General features: G+C 70.1%; 18 protein-coding genes. 10 read left to right on the top strand and 8 right to left on the bottom strand.

Annotated features, from left to right (window positions below):
- Positions 1–182: 182 nt before the first annotated feature.
- Positions 183–1,061, top strand: coding sequence for an NAD-dependent epimerase/dehydratase family protein (locus tag LDO11_RS13870; RefSeq protein ID WP_232142058.1), 879 nt, complete (start codon positions 183–185; stop codon positions 1,059–1,061).
- 104 nt (positions 1,062–1,165) lie between these two features.
- Here LDO11_RS13870 and LDO11_RS13865 read toward each other — a convergent pair whose 3' ends face one another.
- The 3 genes from LDO11_RS13865 to LDO11_RS13855 form a co-directional block, all read right to left on the bottom strand.
- The gene (locus tag LDO11_RS13865) at positions 1,166–1,663 is read right to left on the bottom strand and encodes an Mpo1 family 2-hydroxy fatty acid dioxygenase (protein WP_232142057.1); all 498 of its coding nucleotides are present in this window, start codon (positions 1,661–1,663) and stop codon (positions 1,166–1,168) included.
- A gap of 16 nt (positions 1,664–1,679) precedes the next feature.
- A complete protein-coding gene (locus LDO11_RS13860; protein WP_232142056.1) occupies positions 1,680–2,015 on the bottom strand; it encodes a DMT family transporter in 336 nt (111 codons plus the stop codon).
- 69 nt (positions 2,016–2,084) lie between these two features.
- On the bottom strand, positions 2,085–3,014 hold the full coding sequence (locus LDO11_RS13855) for a phosphoribosylaminoimidazolesuccinocarboxamide synthase (RefSeq protein ID WP_164972100.1): 930 nt from the start codon (positions 3,012–3,014) through the stop codon (positions 2,085–2,087).
- Between the two features lie 141 nt (positions 3,015–3,155).
- Between LDO11_RS13855 and LDO11_RS15795 the strand changes: the two genes are divergently transcribed.
- The 4 genes from LDO11_RS15795 (at position 3,156) to trpE (ending at position 6,988) form a co-directional block, all read left to right on the top strand.
- Positions 3,156–3,485, top strand: coding sequence for a J domain-containing protein (locus LDO11_RS15795; protein ID WP_305068852.1), 330 nt, complete (start codon positions 3,156–3,158; stop codon positions 3,483–3,485).
- A 25-nt stretch (positions 3,486–3,510) separates the two neighbouring features.
- The gene (gene rpe / locus LDO11_RS13845; RefSeq protein ID WP_232142055.1) at positions 3,511–4,197 is read left to right on the top strand and encodes a ribulose-phosphate 3-epimerase; all 687 of its coding nucleotides are present in this window, start codon (positions 3,511–3,513) and stop codon (positions 4,195–4,197) included.
- 224 nt (positions 4,198–4,421) lie between these two features.
- Positions 4,422–5,369, top strand: a complete 948-nt coding sequence (gene yegS, locus LDO11_RS13840; RefSeq protein WP_232142054.1) for a lipid kinase YegS — start codon at positions 4,422–4,424, stop codon at positions 5,367–5,369.
- Positions 5,370–5,500: 131 nt separating this feature from the next.
- Positions 5,501–6,988: an anthranilate synthase component I gene (gene trpE, locus LDO11_RS13835; protein ID WP_129135089.1), complete on the top strand. Its 1,488-nt coding sequence runs from the start codon at positions 5,501–5,503 to the stop codon at positions 6,986–6,988.
- A gap of 4 nt (positions 6,989–6,992) precedes the next feature.
- Here the strand turns inward: trpE and LDO11_RS13830 are convergent, their stop codons facing one another.
- On the bottom strand, positions 6,993–8,354 hold the full coding sequence (locus LDO11_RS13830) for an NTP/NDP exchange transporter (RefSeq protein ID WP_232142053.1): 1,362 nt from the start codon (positions 8,352–8,354) through the stop codon (positions 6,993–6,995).
- Positions 8,355–8,523: 169 nt separating this feature from the next.
- Here LDO11_RS13830 and LDO11_RS13825 point away from each other — a divergent pair, with 169 nt between their 5' ends.
- From LDO11_RS13825 to LDO11_RS13810, 4 genes are all read left to right on the top strand, one after another.
- Positions 8,524–9,102: an anthranilate synthase component II gene (locus LDO11_RS13825; RefSeq protein ID WP_232142052.1), complete on the top strand. Its 579-nt coding sequence runs from the start codon at positions 8,524–8,526 to the stop codon at positions 9,100–9,102.
- Positions 9,103–9,200: 98 nt separating this feature from the next.
- The gene (trpD, locus tag LDO11_RS13820; protein ID WP_232142051.1) at positions 9,201–10,292 is read left to right on the top strand and encodes an anthranilate phosphoribosyltransferase; all 1,092 of its coding nucleotides are present in this window, start codon (positions 9,201–9,203) and stop codon (positions 10,290–10,292) included.
- A complete protein-coding gene (gene trpC / locus LDO11_RS13815) occupies positions 10,289–11,107 on the top strand; it encodes an indole-3-glycerol phosphate synthase TrpC (RefSeq protein ID WP_232142050.1) in 819 nt (272 codons plus the stop codon). Before trpD ends, trpC begins: the two co-directional genes overlap by 4 nt.
- Positions 11,104–11,832 carry a haloacid dehalogenase-like hydrolase gene (locus LDO11_RS13810; RefSeq protein ID WP_232142049.1) on the top strand — a complete coding sequence of 243 codons (729 nt, stop codon included), beginning with the start codon at positions 11,104–11,106 and terminating at the stop codon, positions 11,830–11,832. Before trpC ends, LDO11_RS13810 begins: the two co-directional genes overlap by 4 nt.
- 150 nt (positions 11,833–11,982) lie before the next feature.
- Here the strand turns inward: LDO11_RS13810 and LDO11_RS13805 are convergent, their stop codons facing one another.
- The 3 genes from LDO11_RS13805 to crp form a co-directional block, all read right to left on the bottom strand.
- Positions 11,983–12,738, bottom strand: coding sequence for a sulfite exporter TauE/SafE family protein (locus tag LDO11_RS13805; protein WP_232142048.1), 756 nt, complete (start codon positions 12,736–12,738; stop codon positions 11,983–11,985).
- Positions 12,739–12,869: 131 nt separating this feature from the next.
- Positions 12,870–13,334, bottom strand: a complete 465-nt coding sequence (locus tag LDO11_RS13800) for a GNAT family N-acetyltransferase (RefSeq protein ID WP_232142047.1) — start codon at positions 13,332–13,334, stop codon at positions 12,870–12,872.
- Between the two features lie 5 nt (positions 13,335–13,339).
- Positions 13,340–13,972 (bottom strand): cAMP-activated global transcriptional regulator CRP, encoded by a 633-nt coding sequence (gene crp, locus LDO11_RS13795; RefSeq protein ID WP_129135097.1) that lies wholly within the window; start codon positions 13,970–13,972, stop codon positions 13,340–13,342.
- A gap of 185 nt (positions 13,973–14,157) precedes the next feature.
- On the opposite strand from crp, the gene speD reads away from it, so the two are divergent.
- Positions 14,158–14,949, top strand: a complete 792-nt coding sequence (gene speD / locus LDO11_RS13790; RefSeq protein ID WP_232142046.1) for an adenosylmethionine decarboxylase — start codon at positions 14,158–14,160, stop codon at positions 14,947–14,949.
- A 73-nt stretch (positions 14,950–15,022) separates the two neighbouring features.
- Here speD and coq7 read toward each other — a convergent pair whose 3' ends face one another.
- The gene (gene coq7, locus LDO11_RS13785) at positions 15,023–15,664 is read right to left on the bottom strand and encodes a 2-polyprenyl-3-methyl-6-methoxy-1,4-benzoquinone monooxygenase (RefSeq protein WP_232142045.1); all 642 of its coding nucleotides are present in this window, start codon (positions 15,662–15,664) and stop codon (positions 15,023–15,025) included.
- Positions 15,665–15,752 lie beyond the last annotated feature (88 nt).

Here is a 15,752-nt window from a genome sequence, read left to right as displayed (position 1 = left end):
AACCGCAAACGCCGCGGCATGGGAACACGCCGTGCACGTGTTGGCACCGGCGCCGCGAGCGCGGACACTGGCCGGCCCTGTCTGCAGGCCACACCGGTGCACGTGATCTTCGCCGCCGCGATCGCCGGACGCGCCCCCGGCTACGCATCCGCCATTGCCATGCCGTGCCGCGGGCCGTCGCAATGACGCGGACGGATGCACGCCGCGCGCTGGTGTTCGGCGGCAGTGGCCAGATCGGCGCTGCGCTGCTGGCGAAGCTCTCGGCGGCAGGCTGGGAGGTCGACGCGGTTTCGCGCACACCGCCGCGCGCCGACGCACCAGGGCTGCGCTGGCATGCGGGCGGCTTTCCCGACGTGGTCGCACCCGACGCGCGCTTCGACGCGGTGTTCAGTTGCGGGCCGCTGGACGCATTCTCGCTGTGGTACGCCGGCACCGCGCTGCGGGCCGCGCGGGTGATCGCATTCGGCTCGACCAGCCTCGAGACCAAACGTGCGGCGGGCGATCCCGGCGAGCGGGCGCTGGCGGCCACCCTGGCTGCCTCCGAAGCGCGGGTCTTCGCCGCGGCGCACGCCAGTGGCGCCACCGCCACCCTGTTGCGCCCGACGCTGGTCTACGGCGCCGCGCGCGATGCCAGCCTGAGCCGGATCGCCGCGCTCGCGCGGCGGACCGGTGTGTTCGTGCTGCCGCGCGATGCATGCGGCCTGCGCCAGCCGGTGCACGTCGACGATCTCGCCGAGGCGGCGCTGGCCGCAGTGTCGGCGCCTGCCGCCGCCGGCCAGGCCTATGCGCTGCCGGGTGGGGAAACGCTGCCCTACGACGCGATGGTACGGCGGGTGCTGGCGGCGCTGCCGGAGAGGCCGCGGCTGCTGCGGGTGCCGTCGCCGCTGTTCCGCCTCGCCCTCGCGGCCGCGCATGCGGGCGGTCGACTGCACGGCCTGCCCGCCGGTGCGGTGGCGCGGATGCGCGAGGACCTGGTGTTCGATGCCACCCCGGCCGCCCGCGACCTCGGCTACGCGCCGCGGGAGTTCAGGCCGACGCGGGAGATGCTGGTCGCGGGCTGAAGGAAACATGTGCGTGCGGCGCTCCGCTGCCCGGGCGCGGCTGTCAGCCCCCATCACCTCGAAACCGGGTGTCCTTTGCCTGGGGCCGAGTTTTCTTTTCGGGCTTACCAGCGCAGGCCGAGCTTCCGGTAGAGCTTCGACAGCACCCACGCCGGGCCGATCAGCAGGTAGCGCAGGTCGGTGAAGAAGCTTGGCTTCTTCCCCTCGTAGAGGCTGCTGTGGCCGACGAACTGCGCGATCCACGCGACCACGAACACGATGATCGCGGTGACCAGCAGCCCGCGGGTGCCCAGCGACTGGTGCAGCAGCTGGGTGACCGCGGCCATCACCAGGAACACCGCGGCCATGCCGATGCCCAGCGGCCGCGAGGCGCGGAAGTAGAACAGCCATGCCGCGAACATCGCCATCGCCGCCCAGATGCCGGGGCGGAACAGCCCGCCTTCAGCGACCGGGATGCACCACAGCAGCGCGATCACGCTCCACAGGATCAGCGGCACCGCGGCCACGTGGATGGCCTGGTTGGCCGGGTTGCGGTGGTCGTCGGAGTAGCTGGCGAACCAGCGGTCGATCGCGCGCGGGCCGTCGTCGTGTGTCGCGGTCATCCTCCCCTCCCGTGGGTCAATGCGCGGCGGCTTTCGAGAATAGCTGCAAAACCGCCACCCCGCTGACGATCAGGCCGATGCCGATCACCGCCGGAAGGTCCAGCGGCTGGCCCAGCACCAGCCAGCCGATCAGCGCGATCAGCGCCACGCCGGCGCCCGACCAGATCGCGTAGGCCACGCCCACCGGCACCGTGCGCAGCACCAGCGACAGGCAGTAGAACGCGATCGCGTAGCCGACCACCACGACCAGCGACGGCCACAGGCGGGTGAAGCCTTCGGATGCCTTGAGCGCGCTGGTGGCGATCACCTCGGCGATGATCGCCACCGCAAGAAACAGATAGCCGCTGTGCATGCCTGTGCCCCGATCGAAGCCGGCCGCCATGCTCGCACGCGGCCAGCGGGCCGCGCGCGAACGGCCTGCTCAGTCGATGCGGATGCCGGCCAGTTTCTGCAGGGCGTCGGCGTAGCGGGCGCGGGTGCGCTCGATCACCCCGGCCGGCAGCCGCGGGCCGGGCGGTGTCTTGTCCCAGTCCTGGGTCTCCAACCAGTCGCGCACGATCTGCTTGTCGTAGCTCGGCGGGCTGGTGCCGACCCGGTATTCGTCGGCGGGCCAGTAGCGTGACGAGTCCGGGGTCAGCATCTCGTCCATCACGTACAGGCGGCCGTCGGCGTCGGTGCCGAACTCGAACTTGGTGTCGGCCAGCAGGATGCCGCGCGCGGCCGCGTACTCGGCCGCGTAGCGGTACAGCCGCAGGGTGGCATCACGGATCTGCTCGGCGAGTTCCGCACCGACCGTGCGCACCATGGTGTCGAAGTCGATGTTCTCGTCGTGCTCGCCCACCGCCGCCTTGGTCGACGGGGTGAAGATCGGCTCGGCCAGCTGCTCGGCCTGGCGCAGGCCGTCCGGCAGGCGGATGCCGCTGATACGGCCGGTGCGCTGGTAGTCCTTCCAGCCGCTGCCGATGACGTAACCGCGCGCGATCGCTTCCACCGGCACCGGCTTCAGCCGCCGGGTCACCACCGAGCGCTGCACGTAGGCGGCCGGATCCACGCCTTCGGGCAGCACCGCCTCGACCGGGATGCCCGTGAGGTGGTTGGGCATCAGGTGCGCGGTCTTCTCGAACCAGAAGTTGCTGATCTGGCAAAGCATCTCGCCCTTGCCGGGAATCGGGTCGGGCAGCACCACGTCGAACGCGGAGAGGCGGTCGGTGGCCACGATCAGCAGGTGGTCGCCGTTGCCGCGCTCGTCGGCAGGCAACAAGGCATCCGGCACGTCGAACACGTCGCGCACCTTGCCGCGGTGGCGCAGGGGCAGGGCGGGCAGCTCGGCTTCGGTCAGCGTCGTGGTCAAGGGCATAGCCCCGTGCGTGAGGGGTCGGCCAGTGTAGTGCGGTTTATGGCGGCGGTGCAGCGTCATCGGACACCACGGTTGCGGGCCCCTGTTCACCCCTGCATGCCGCGGCGGCGACGCCCCTGCGTTTACACTGCCGGCATGAAACCCTGGTACGGAAAACTGCTCGGCTTCATCGCCGGCTGGCTGCTGCTCAGGCATCCGGCGGGCGGCGTGATCGGCCTGCTGATCGGCCATGCATTCGATGCCGGCTGGCTGATGCCGCAGCGCGGGGCCCCGTACCGGGTGCTGGGCCTGGAGCGCGATGCCAGCGACGAGGACATCGACCGCGCCTACCGCAAGCTGATGGCGCAGTACCACCCCGACCGGCTTGCCAATGCGGCGCCCGAGCTGCAGGACCAGGCCGCGCGCCGTGCCGCCGAGATCAATGCCGCCTATACCCGCATCCGTGGCAAGCGCCGCGGTCGCTGATCCCTTCCCGCAACCGCGAGCCGCAATGCAACCGACCGTCATCGCCCCGTCCATCCTGTCCGCCAACTTCGCCCGCCTCGGCGAGGAGGTCGATGCCGTGCTCGCCGCAGGCGCGGACTGGATCCACTTCGACGTGATGGACAACCATTACGTGCCCAACCTCACCATCGGCCCGCTGGTGTGCGACGCGCTGCGCAGGCACGGGGTGACCGCGCCGATCGACGTGCACCTGATGGTGGAGCCGGTGGACCGCATCGTGCCGGACTTCGCGAAGGCAGGCGCCAGCCTGATCAGCTTCCACCCCGAGGCTTCGAAGCACGTGCACCGCACGATCCAGCTGATCCGGGCGGAAGGCTGCCAGGCCGGGCTGGTGCTCAACCCGGCCACGCCGGTCGAGGTGCTGGACTACGTGCTCGACGAGCTCGACCTGGTGCTGCTGATGTCGGTCAATCCCGGCTTCGGCGGCCAGGCGTTCATTCCGTCCACGCTGGACAAGCTGCGCCGGGTGCGCGAACGCATCGATGCCAGCGGGCGCGCCATCCGCCTGGAGATCGACGGCGGGGTGAAGCCGGACAACATCGGCGAGATCGCAGCCGCCGGTGCCGATACCTTCGTCGCCGGCTCGGCGATCTTCGGCCAGCCGGACTATGCCGACGTGGTCCGCCGGATGCGTGCCGGGGTGGATGCCGTGCGCGGGCAGCGCGCCGCCTGACCGTCGCCGCGGCCGGGAGCGTCCGTGCTCCCGGCCGCATGACATGGAGGCAATCCCGCCTCCGCCCGTCGTCCCTGCAATGGCCTCCGATGCTGGGCCGGTGCGATGACCTGCCGGTGACACAGCGGTGACGCGCTGATGTCGCGCGCCGCCTTCATGCGCGCCCGGCATGTCCGCGCCCTACACTCCGCCGCGGCACCTCCGCCGCGTCCTGCCTGCCCACCATGACCCCACCGTGCTGGTACCTGATCCTCAATGCCAAGGCTGCCGGCAACGACGCGGTGCGCGAGGCGGTCACCGCCGCGCGTGCATCCGGTCATGCGATCGAGGTGCGGCTGACCTGGGAAGACGGTGACGCCCTGCGCTACGTGCGCGAAGCACTCGCCGCCGGCGCGCAGCGGGTGATCGCGGGCGGCGGCGATGGCACCCTGCGCGATGTCGCCGCCGCGCTGGCCGATGCCGCGGGCGATGCCGATGCACTGCCGGAGTTCGGCCTGCTGCCATTGGGCACCGCCAATGATTTCGCCACCGCTGCCGGCGTGCCGGAGGCGCTGGACGAGGCCTTCGCCCTGGCGACCCGCGGCAGGGCCATGGCAATCGACCTGCTGCGCATCACCCACGACGATGGGGCCACCTGGTCGCTCAACCTCGTCAGCGGCGGCTTCGGTACCGAGATCACCGTGGAGACCCGCGAAGGGCTGAAGAAGATGCTCGGCGGCCTGGCCTACCTGGTCACCGGGATCGCGCGGATGGGCCGCATCGACCCGGTGCCGGTGTTGCTGCGCGGCCCCGGGTTCGAATGGCAGGGCGACTTCATCGCGCTGGGCGTGGGCAATGGCCGGCAGGCCGGCGGCGGCCAGGCACTGTGTCCGGATGCACAGGTGGACGACGGTCTGCTCGACGTCACCGTGGTGCCGCAGCTCGAAGGCGAGGTCGCCGCGACGGTGGGCACCCTGGTGGGGTCCGGCAAGGACGCCGCACTCGACCGCGTTGCCACCCGCGCACGCCTGCCGTGGATCGAGATCACCACGCCGCAGCCGCTGATGCTCAACATCGACGGCGAGCCGGTGACCGGCACGCGCTTCCGCATCGACTGCGTGCCGCGACGGCTGCGGGTGGTGCTGCCGGAGGATTCGCCGCTGCTGTCGGCAGGCGTCGCGCTGGCGTCGTGAACCGTCGCCGGCCGCAGGGCGAGCCGGTACAGTAGCGCCCATGCAACGTTCCGACTGCCCGGCCCGCGCCCACGCGTGGCGGTGGTGACGCCACCGCGTCGCCGTCCGTCCATTCCTCGTGGAGCCAGCGCTTGATCACCCAGCAGCAGTTCGACCGTTTCGCCGCCGAAGGCCATACCCGCATCCCCGTCGCCCGTGAGGTCCTGTCCGACCTCGATACGCCGCTGTCGGTGTATCTGAAGCTCGCCGACGGGCCGTACACCTACCTGTTCGAATCGGTCGAGGGCGGCGAGCGCTTCGGCCGCTACTCGATCATCGGCCTGCCGGCCTCCCGCGTGGTCGAGTTCCACGGCCACGCGATGTCGGTGCGCGAGCACGGCGAGGTGGTGGAGCACCGCGAGGTCGAGGACCCGTTCGTCGAGGTCGAGCGACTGCGCACCGCGGAGTCGGTGCCGCGCATCGAGGGCCTGCCGGCGTTCACCGGCGGCCTGGTCGGCTGGTTCGGCTTCGAATGCATCGGCTATATCGAGCCGCGCCTGGCCGATGCGGCCGATGCCCCCGCGCGCCGAGACGAACTCGGCACCGCCGACATCCTGCTGATGCAGTCCGAAGAAGTGGCGGTGTTCGACAACCTGCGCGGGCGGCTGTACCTGGTCGTCCACGCCGATCCGCGCCTGCCCCAGGCCTGGGCACGCGCCAACCGCCGCCTCGATGCGCTGGCCCACCGGCTGCGCCACGGTGGCGCCGGCTATCCGGAGACCCTGCAGCCGGCCGCGCTCGACGAGGCCGACTTCGTCTCCGGCTTCACCCGCGAAGGCTTCATCGACGCGGTCGAGCGGTCGAAGGAATACATCCGCGCCGGCGACGTGTTCCAGGTGGTGCTGTCGCAGCGGATGTCGGTGCCGTTCAACGCGCGCCCGGTGGACGTCTACCGCGCGCTGCGTGCGTTGAATCCATCGCCGTACATGTACTTCCTGGATGTCGGCGGCACCCAGGTGGTGGGTTCGTCACCGGAGATCCTGGTGCGCCAGCAGGGCGGCACGGTCACCGTGCGGCCGATCGCCGGCACCCGCCCGCGCGGCGCCACGCCGGACGAGGACGCCGCGCTGGAAGCCGAGCTGCTGGCCGACCCCAAGGAACGCGCCGAGCACCTGATGCTGATCGACCTCGGCCGCAACGATGTCGGCCGCGTGGCCGAGGCGGGCAGCGTGGAGGTCGGCGAACGGTTCGTCATCGAACGCTACAGCCACGTCATGCATATCGTCAGCGAGGTCACCGGCCGCCTGCGCGAGGGCCTCGACTATGTCGACGTGCTGCGCGCGACGTTCCCGGCGGGCACCGTCAGCGGCGCGCCGAAGATCCGCGCGCTGGAAGTGATCCGCGAGCTCGAACCGGTGCGGCGCAATGTCTATTCGGGTGCGGTGGGATACATCGGCTGGCATGGCGATGCCGATACCGCGATCGCCATCCGCACCGCGGTGATCCAGGACGGCCGCCTGCACGTGCAGGCCGGCGCCGGCATCGTCTACGACTCCGACCCGCAGAAGGAGTGGGACGAGACGATGAACAAGGGCCGCGCATTGTTCCGCGCGGTGGCGCAGGCGGCGAAGGGGTTGTAGCGCACTACCCCTCTCCCGCGCGCGGGAGAGGGGCAGGGGTGAGGGTGTCTCCGGCATCGCCCGTCACCGCCCGCCGCGCCTGCGCGCGCCCCAGCCACAGCGCCAGCACCGCCCACACCAGCGCCAGCGGGATCACCACGCTCACCAGTCCACCCATGGCCAGGCCCAGCCGGCCGAGCATGCCTTCGGTCTGCGCGCCGACCACGTCGCCGGCGCGGTACACGAAGGTGTCGATAAAGGCCTTGGCCTTGTACTTGTCCTCCCGCGCGACCACGGTGAACAGCGCCTCGCGCGCGGGCCGGGTGATGCCGCGCTGCACCGCGCGGTTGGTGGCCTCCAGCAGCACCAGCACCACGAACGAGCCGTAGATCGCCAGCCCGATGAAGCCGATGGCGGTGGCGATCGGCAGGATCGCCAGCGCGACGCCGAGGCCGAAGCGGCGGATGATCCGGCCGGTCAGCGTGACCTGCAGTACCAGCACCGCCACCTGCGTCCACATGTCGATGTTGCCGAGGATCGCGGCGCGCGTATCCATGTCGTCGGCGACCGCTGCAACCATCTGCAGGCGGGTGAAGTAGATGAAGGTCGCGACCACCGTCATCAGCAGCACATAGCCGGCGATGCCGGCCAGGTACGGCGAGGCGAACACCGCGCGCAATCCCGCCCATGCGCTGCCGCCGATACGCTCTCGATCACTGGACCGCGCAGCGCCGTGGCCCGTGGTGGCCGGTTGCAGGCGCACCAGCAGCCATGCGCAGGCCAGAGCCAGCAGCAGGAGGCCGCCCGCCACCAGCAGCAGCGCCGGCGTCCCCAGCGGTTCGGCCAACCGTGAGGTCAGCCAGGGGCCGAAGATCGCGCCCAGCGTGCCGCCCACCGAGACCAGCGCGAATACCCGCTTGCCCTGGTCGCTCGTGAAACGGTCGGCCATCAGCGCCCAGAAGACCATGGTCACGAACAGGTTGAACACGCTGAACCACACGTAGAACACCTGTCCGCTGCGCGCGCCGATGGCGCCGGGCGCGAACATCAGCAGCCCCCAGAACCCGACCAGGCTGGCAACGAAGAAGCCGTAGGTCGCACCGATCGCCTGCAGCCGTTTGAAGCGGCTGACCAGCCAGCCGAACACCGGGTTGACCGCAAGCGTCACCACCGCGGTACCGATGAACAGCCAGCGCACGCTGTCGATGCCGCGCTCCATGCCGAGCGCATCGCGCGCCGGCCGCAGCAGCATCAGCGCGGTCAGCACGAAGAAGAAGAACAGGGCCGCGACCAGCACCGGTGTGCCCTCGCCCTGGCGCAGGTTGACGAACCGCAGCAGGCGGGACGTGCTGGACGCGCTGGATGGGGGCTCGGCGACAGGTGGCATCGGGGCTCCTCGTGAATGGCGGCCGCATCGCGGATGCGGACTTCCGCAGTATGCCGCGCAGGGCCTGCCACGCATGTGTCCCGCGGCATGGGTGGCGCCGCCATCAGGGGTCGTTGCGGCTGCTAAGCTTGCCCGCCTTTTACGCCCACCCCTGCGCGCGGACCGACCGATGCTGTTGATGATCGACAACTACGACAGCTTCACCTGGAACCTCGTGCAGTACCTGCAGGCACTGGGCGCCGAGGTGCGGGTGGTGCGCAACGACGAGCTGACCGTCGACGAGATCGACCAGCTGGCGCCGGAGCGCATCGTGATCTCGCCGGGGCCGTGCACGCCGAACGAGGCCGGTGTCTCGGTGGCGGTGGTGGAAACGCTCGGTCCGCGGATTCCGATCCTCGGCGTGTGCCTCGGGCACCAGGGCATCGGCCAGGCCTATGGCGGCCGGGTGGTGCGTGCGGGACGGATCATGCACGGCAAGACCTCGCCGATCCGCCACCACGGGCTGGGCGTGTTCGCCGGACTGCCGGACAGCTACGAGGCCACCCGCTACCACTCGCTGGTGGTCGAGCGCGAGTCGCTGCCGGATTGCCTCGAGGTCACCGCGTGGACCGAGCACGACGGCGGCGGCATCGAGGAAATCATGGGCCTGCGCCACCGCGAGCATCCGGTGGAGGGCGTGCAGTTCCATCCGGAATCCATCCTCACCGAGCATGGCCACGCGCTGCTGAAGAACTTCCTGGTGCGCTGAGCGGCACCCGGCACGCTGCGATCCACGCCCGCGGGTTTCGCGCGGCCGGCGGTTGCGGGTAAGGTCATCCGCCGCATTCGCGACCCCACGGATCCAGCATGCCCATCACCCCGCAGGACGCGCTGCAGCGCACGATCGAACACCGCGAGATCTTCCACGACGAGATGGTCGATCTGATGCGCCAGATCATGCGCGGCGAGGTGTCGCCGATGATGACCGCGGCGATCCTGACCGGCCTGCGGGTCAAGAAGGAAACCGTCGGCGAGATCGCCGGCGCCGCCGCGGTGATGCGCGAGTTCGCGCGTCCGGTGGAGATCGCCGACCGACGTCACCTGGTCGACGTGGTCGGCACCGGTGGCGATGGCGCGCACACCTTCAACATCTCCACCTGCTCCGCATTCGTCGCCGCCGCCGCCGGTGCGCGCATCGCCAAGCACGGCAACCGCAGTGTGTCGTCGAAGTCGGGCGCCGCCGACGTGCTCGAGGCGCTGGGCGCGGCGATCGAACTGCAGCCATCGCAGGTAGCCGAATCGGTGGCACGCACCGGCGTGGGCTTCATGTTCGCGCCGGTGCACCACCCGGCGATGAAGGTGGTGGCGCCGGTACGCCGCGAGATGGGCGTGCGCACGATCTTCAACATCCTGGGCCCGCTGACCAACCCCGCCCATGCGCCGGCGATCCTGATGGGCGTGTTCCATCCGGATCTCGTCGGCATCCAGACCCGCGTGCTGCAGCGCCTGGGCGCCGAACGCGCGCTGGTGGTGTGGGGCCGCGACGGCATGGACGAACTCTCGCTCGGTGCCGGCACCCTGGTGGGCGAACTGCGCGACGGCGAGGTCCGCGAATACGAGGTGCATCCCGAGGACTTCGGCATCGCGATGTCGGCCAGCCGCAATCTCAAGGTGGCCGATGCGGCCGAATCGAAGGCGATGCTGCTGTCGGTACTGGATGGGGCGCCGGGCCCCGCGCGCGACATCGTCCTGCTCAACGCCGGCGCGACGCTGTACGTGGCGGGTGTGGTCGACTCGATCGCCGAAGGCATCGAGCGCGCACGCGCGGTGCTCGCCGATGGCAGCGCACGCCGGAAGCTGGACGGGTTCATCGCCACCACGGTCGCACTGGCGCAGGCGGAAGGCGGCGCGAACGGGGACAATGGCGGCGGTTCCTCCGTCGCAGCAACAGGCCCATGACCGACATCCTCGAACGCATCCTCCAACGCAAGCGCGAGGAGGTCGCCGAACGCCGGCGTGTCCGCCCGCTGGACGAACTGCGCGAGCGGGTGCCGCACGCACCGGCACCGCGCGGCTTCGCCCGTGCCATCGAGCGGGCCATCGCCGATGGGCGGCCGGCGGTGATTGCCGAGGTCAAGAAGGCGAGCCCGTCGAAGGGCGTCATCCGCGAGGACTTCCGCCCCGACGACATCGCGCGCAGCTACGCCGCCGCCGGTGCTGCCTGCCTGTCGGTGCTCACCGACCGCGACTTCTTCCAGGGCGCCGATGAGTACCTGGTCGCCGCACGTGCGAACTGCGACCTCCCGGTGCTGCGCAAGGACTTCGTCGTGGACCCGTACCAGATCCACGAGGCGCGCGTGCTGGGCGCCGACTGCGTGCTGCTGATCGTCGCCGCGCTCGACGATGACGCGCTGCAGTCGCTGTCGGCGCTGGCGCAGTCGCTGGGCATGGACGTGCTGGTCGAGGCCCACGATGGCGACGAGCTCACGCGTGCATTGCAACTGCCGGCGCATGCGGGCCGGCCGCCGCTGATCGGCATCAACAACCGCAGCCTGCGCAGCTTCGAGGTCTCGCTCGACACCACCCTGTCGCTGCGCGACCGCGTCACCGGCGGGCGGCGGCTGGTGACCGAAAGCGGCGTGCACACGCGCGCCGACGTCGAACGCCTGCGTGCGGCCGACATCCACGCGTTCCTGGTCGGCGAGGCGTTCATGCGCGAACCCGATCCGGGCGAGGCCCTGCGGCGGCTGTTCTTCGCGGAGGCCGCGGCATGAACGCGCCGCTGCCGTTTCCGATCGAGCGCGAGGGCGCGCCGACCATCGTGTTCGACTTCGACCACACCCTCTACGACGGCGACTCCGGCAGCCATCTGTTCGCCTGGCTGATCAGGCGCAGCGCGTGGCGGATGGCGCTGGCGCTGCTGGCCACGCCGGTGCTGGGCCCGATGATCGCGTTCCTGCCCACGCGCCGCCGCGGCATCTCCGGCTTCGTCTGGATCGGCACCGTCGGCCTGCACCGGCCGCGCACGCTCGACCTGCTGATCGACCGCTACGTGGCGCAGCACACCGACGAACTGCGCAGCCGCCTGTTGCCGGTTGCCCTGGACGTGCTGCACGGCCACCGCATGGCCGGCGACCGCGTGGTCGTGGCGACGGGCGCTCCGCCGGAGCTTGCCCGCGCGATCCTCGGCTTCGTCGCCCACGAGACCGTGCCGGTGATCGGCAGCCTGACCGGGCCGCGTGCCGGCGCCATCCTCGTCACCCGCCACTGCCACGCCGAAGAGAAGATGCGGATGCTGCGCGAGGCCGGCTACGACGGCGTCGACATCGCCTATTCCGACAGCACCGCCGACATGCCACTGCTGCGCGCCGCGCGTGCGCCGGTGGTGGTCAACCCCAAGTACGGCGCGATCGAGCTGTTCCGGCGCGTGCTGCCGCCAGGCACGCCGATCCTCAACTGGGGTTGCGCGGGCCGCGGCGGGGAGCCGGTGGCGTCCTGAGCCCCGGCGCGAGTCGCGCTGTCACCGGCGCGTTCTGTCCACACCGCGTGTGGATGGGGCATGGCGAAAGCTGTGCACAAGTGGGGCAAGTCGTTGGCAGGCAAGGCGGGGTTGTTGCACTGGCGATGAATTGGCCAGTGCCCGGACGCTTCAGAACATCGTCAGTCCCGCGCGCACGATGTTGTAGCCGCTGATCGCGGCAACCAGCACGCCCACCGCGCCCAGCACCCAGCGCTCGCGCACGTGCCTGACCAGCACCGCCGACAGCGGCGCCGCGACCATGCCGCCGACCAGCAGGCCGAGCACGGTCTCCAGATGGTCCAGGCCCATCGACAGGAAGAACATCAGCGAGATGGCCAGGGTGACCAGGAATTCCGATGCGTTGACGGTGCCGATGGTGGTGCGCGCAAGCCCGCCGCGGGCGAGCAGGGTGGAGGTCGCCATCGGCCCCCAGCCGCCACCGCCGCTGGCGTCCAGTAGGCCGGCCACGAAACCCAGCAGCGGGACCCGTTTCACCTCGCGCGGAGGCTTCGCGCGGCCGGCCGCACGCAGCAGGATCAGGACCGCCAGCACCAGCAGGTAGGCGTAGACGAACGGCCGGATCGCATCCCCGGGCAGGCGCGTCAGCAGCCATGCGCCGATCACGCCACCGACCATGCCGGGCAGCGCAAGCCGCAGGAACAGCCGCCGGTCGACATTGCCGAAGGCCAGGTGCGACACGCCGGACGCGCCCGTGGTGAAGATCTCGGCGGTATGCACGCTCGCGCTCACCGCAGCGGGCGGCAGGCCCATGCCCAGCAGGATCGACGACGCCACCAGCCCGAATGCCATGCCCAGCGCACCATCGATGAGCTGGGCGCCGAGCCCGATCAGCACGAACCACCAGAACGCGTCGGTCAGTTCCATGGGGATTGCTACCGCGGCGGTGGCCGGTCGCGCAGGGTAATGACGGGCAGCGTGAAGCCCGCGGTGATGTCAGTGGCTGTGCAGGTGGGCGTGCGGGGCCGGGGTGCCCACGCACTCCCGGGCCATGACGCTCAGGCGTCGCCGAGGTGCTTGATGAAGCGCAGGGTGCCGTCGCTGTAGCCGCAGGCCTTGTAGAAGGCATGGGCATCGCTGCGCTGCGAGCCGCTGGTGATCTCCAGCCGCGCCGCGCCGCCGAAGCGCGCGCGACGTTCGGCTTCCTTCAGCAGCCTGCGGCCAAGGCCGCGCCCCTGGGCGTCGTTGCGCACCACCAGCGCGGTGATGCGGCAGGTGGTGGTGCCCAGCGGCAGGTAGTACATGAAGTCCAGCGCCAGTAGGCCGCAGACCACGCCATCGCAGCGCGCCACCACCAGTGCCTGGCGATCGTTGTCGACGATGGCGCTGATCCGGCGTGCGGCGTCGTCGACGTCGCAGGGATAGCCCATCTCCGACAGCAGCGCGGCGACGTCGTCCGCATCGACCAGCGACGCGCTGCGCAGGTCGGCATCCGTCAGCACGCCGTGGCCCGCCCTGATCATCCGGGTCAGCGGGTTCCGTACAGCACGATGGTCTTGCCGCGGGCGTGCAGCTTGCCGTCCACCTGCAGCTTCTTCAGCACGCGGCCGGCCATCTCGCGCGAGCAGCCCACCAGCCGCGCCAGTTCCTGGCGCGAGACGCGCAACTGCGTGCCCTGCGGATGGCTCATCGCCTCCGGCTCACGGGTGAGGTCGTGCAGGGTGCGGGTGATGCGGTCGGTCACGTCGAGGAAGGCGAGGCGCCCGGCCTTGCGGCTGGTGTCGACCAGGCGCCGCGACAGCTGCGCACCGATCGCATACAGGATGCGGGTGGCGTCGTTGGCCAAGGGACCTTCCAGCAGCGCCTGCAGGCGCTCGTAGCTGATCTCGGCCAGTTCGCAGGGCATGCGCGTGCGCAGGATCACCTCGCGACGGTTGGTGTCGATGAACAGGCCCATTTCACCGACGAATTCACCGTTGCCGAAGTAGCCGAGCACCAGCTCGCGGCCGTCGTCCTCCTCGGCGATGATGCTGACCGAGCCGCTGACCACGTAATAGAGCGTGCCGGCAGGGTCGCCGGGACGGAACACATCGGTGCGCGCCGGATAACGGCGGCGATGACAATGGGCGAGGAATCGTTCGATGGTCGCCGGCGTAGGCATAAGGGGGTGCACCGGTCGTTGGAGGGGTGGGATGACGGCCACAGCGCGTGCGCTCATTGCCTGAACAGTCGGGGAAGCACTGGAGAGTAGGCGGTCCCGACGCGCCGGGCAAACTCCCGTACAGCGAAGTCTGCCGGATTGCCCCATAATTCGCCTTTCGCCGTTTCCAGCCAGAGGTCGACCGAGTGGTCAAGCCGCTGCCCCGCCTGAAGCTCCAGGGGTTCAACAATCTGACGAAGGCCTTGTCCTTCAACATCTACGACGTGTGCTACGCGTCGTCCGAGGACGAGCGCCGTCGTTACATCGAGTACATCGATGAGGCCTACAACGCGGATCGCCTGACGCAGATTCTCACGGACGTGGCCGAGATCATCGGCGCCAACATCCTCAACATCGCGCGCCAGGATTACGACCCGCAGGGCGCGTCGGTGACGATCCTGATCTCCGAGGAACCGGTGATCGACAAGTCGGCGGCCAAGGGCGTGATTTCCGACGCCGTGGTCGCGCACCTCGACAAGTCGCACATCACCGTGCACACCTATCCGGAAACCCACCCGGACAACGGCATCGCCACCTTCCGTGCCGACATCGATGTCGCCACCTGCGGGGTGATCTCGCCGCTGAAGGCGTTGAACTACCTGATCGAGAGCCTCGAGTCCGACATCGTGGTGATGGACTACCGGGTGCGCGGCTTCACCCGCGACATCAAGGGCAAGAAGCACTACATCGACCACAAGATCAATTCGATCCAGGACTACCTCGCCAAGAACATCAAGTCGCGCTACGACGCACTCGATGTGAACGTCTACCAGGAAAACATCTTCCACACCAAGATGCACCTGAAGGACTTCGACCTCGACCAGTACCTGTTCGAGGAAAGGGCGCGCAACCTGTCGTTCAAGGACCGGATGAAGATCGAGGCGCGGCTGAAGCGCGAGATCGAGGAGCTCTACCACGGCCGCAACCTGGCCGACTGAGCGACCCGTGCGCTTCCACGCGACCTGTCAGGAAAGCCCCGCGCATGCGGGGCTTTTCGTTTCTGCAGGGGCGTCAGAGCCGGTAGGCGACCGTCTTCATGGCCGTGGAGGCCAGCCGCATCACCGCCGGGATCGGCTGCGGCAGCACGCGGGCACCGGCGCGCTCGGCCTCGTCCGCGTGGCGCGCCTCGTCGGCCTTCATGGTCTGGAGGATCGCGCGGCTGCGCAGGTCGGCCGGCGGCAGCGTCTGCAGGTGTTCGTCCAGATGCGCCTCGACCTGGCGTTCCGTCTCGACCACAAAGCCGAGGTTCCAGCCGTCCCCGCGCAGCCCCGCCGCCAGGCCGATGGCATAGCTGCCGGCGTACCACAGCGGATTGAACAGGCTGGGGCGGGCGTCGAGCTCGCGCAGGCGTTCGGCGCACCAGGCGAGATGGTCGGTCTCCTCCTGCGCGGCCGCCATCAGGTGCTCACGGGTATGTGCATCGCGCGCCACCGCGGCCTGGCCGACGTACAGCGCCTGCGCGCAGACCTCGCCGACATGGTTGATGCGCATCAGTCCTGCAGCGTGGCGGCGCTCGTCGGCATCGAGCTCGACATCCGGGGTGTCGGCCGCGGGGTTGGCGCGGGCGGCGGGCGGGTTGCCGAGCACGGTGTCCATGGCGTGCTGGGCCTGGGCGAGGATGCGGTCGAGGGTGGAGAGCTGTCGGGCGTGCATGGTGTCGTGCCGGGCGGGGTCGGGCATCATGTTCACCCCGGCGTGGCGATGGCGCCAGGGGCCCAGGGTGCGGAAAGTCCCGCCGCTT

It is taken from the genome of Alterluteimonas muca (assembly GCF_021191595.1).
Classification (GTDB): domain Bacteria; phylum Pseudomonadota; class Gammaproteobacteria; order Xanthomonadales; family Xanthomonadaceae; genus Luteimonas; species Luteimonas muca.
Note: the sequence above shows the minus strand (reverse complement) of the source record. Positions and strands in the feature narration are given on the sequence as shown.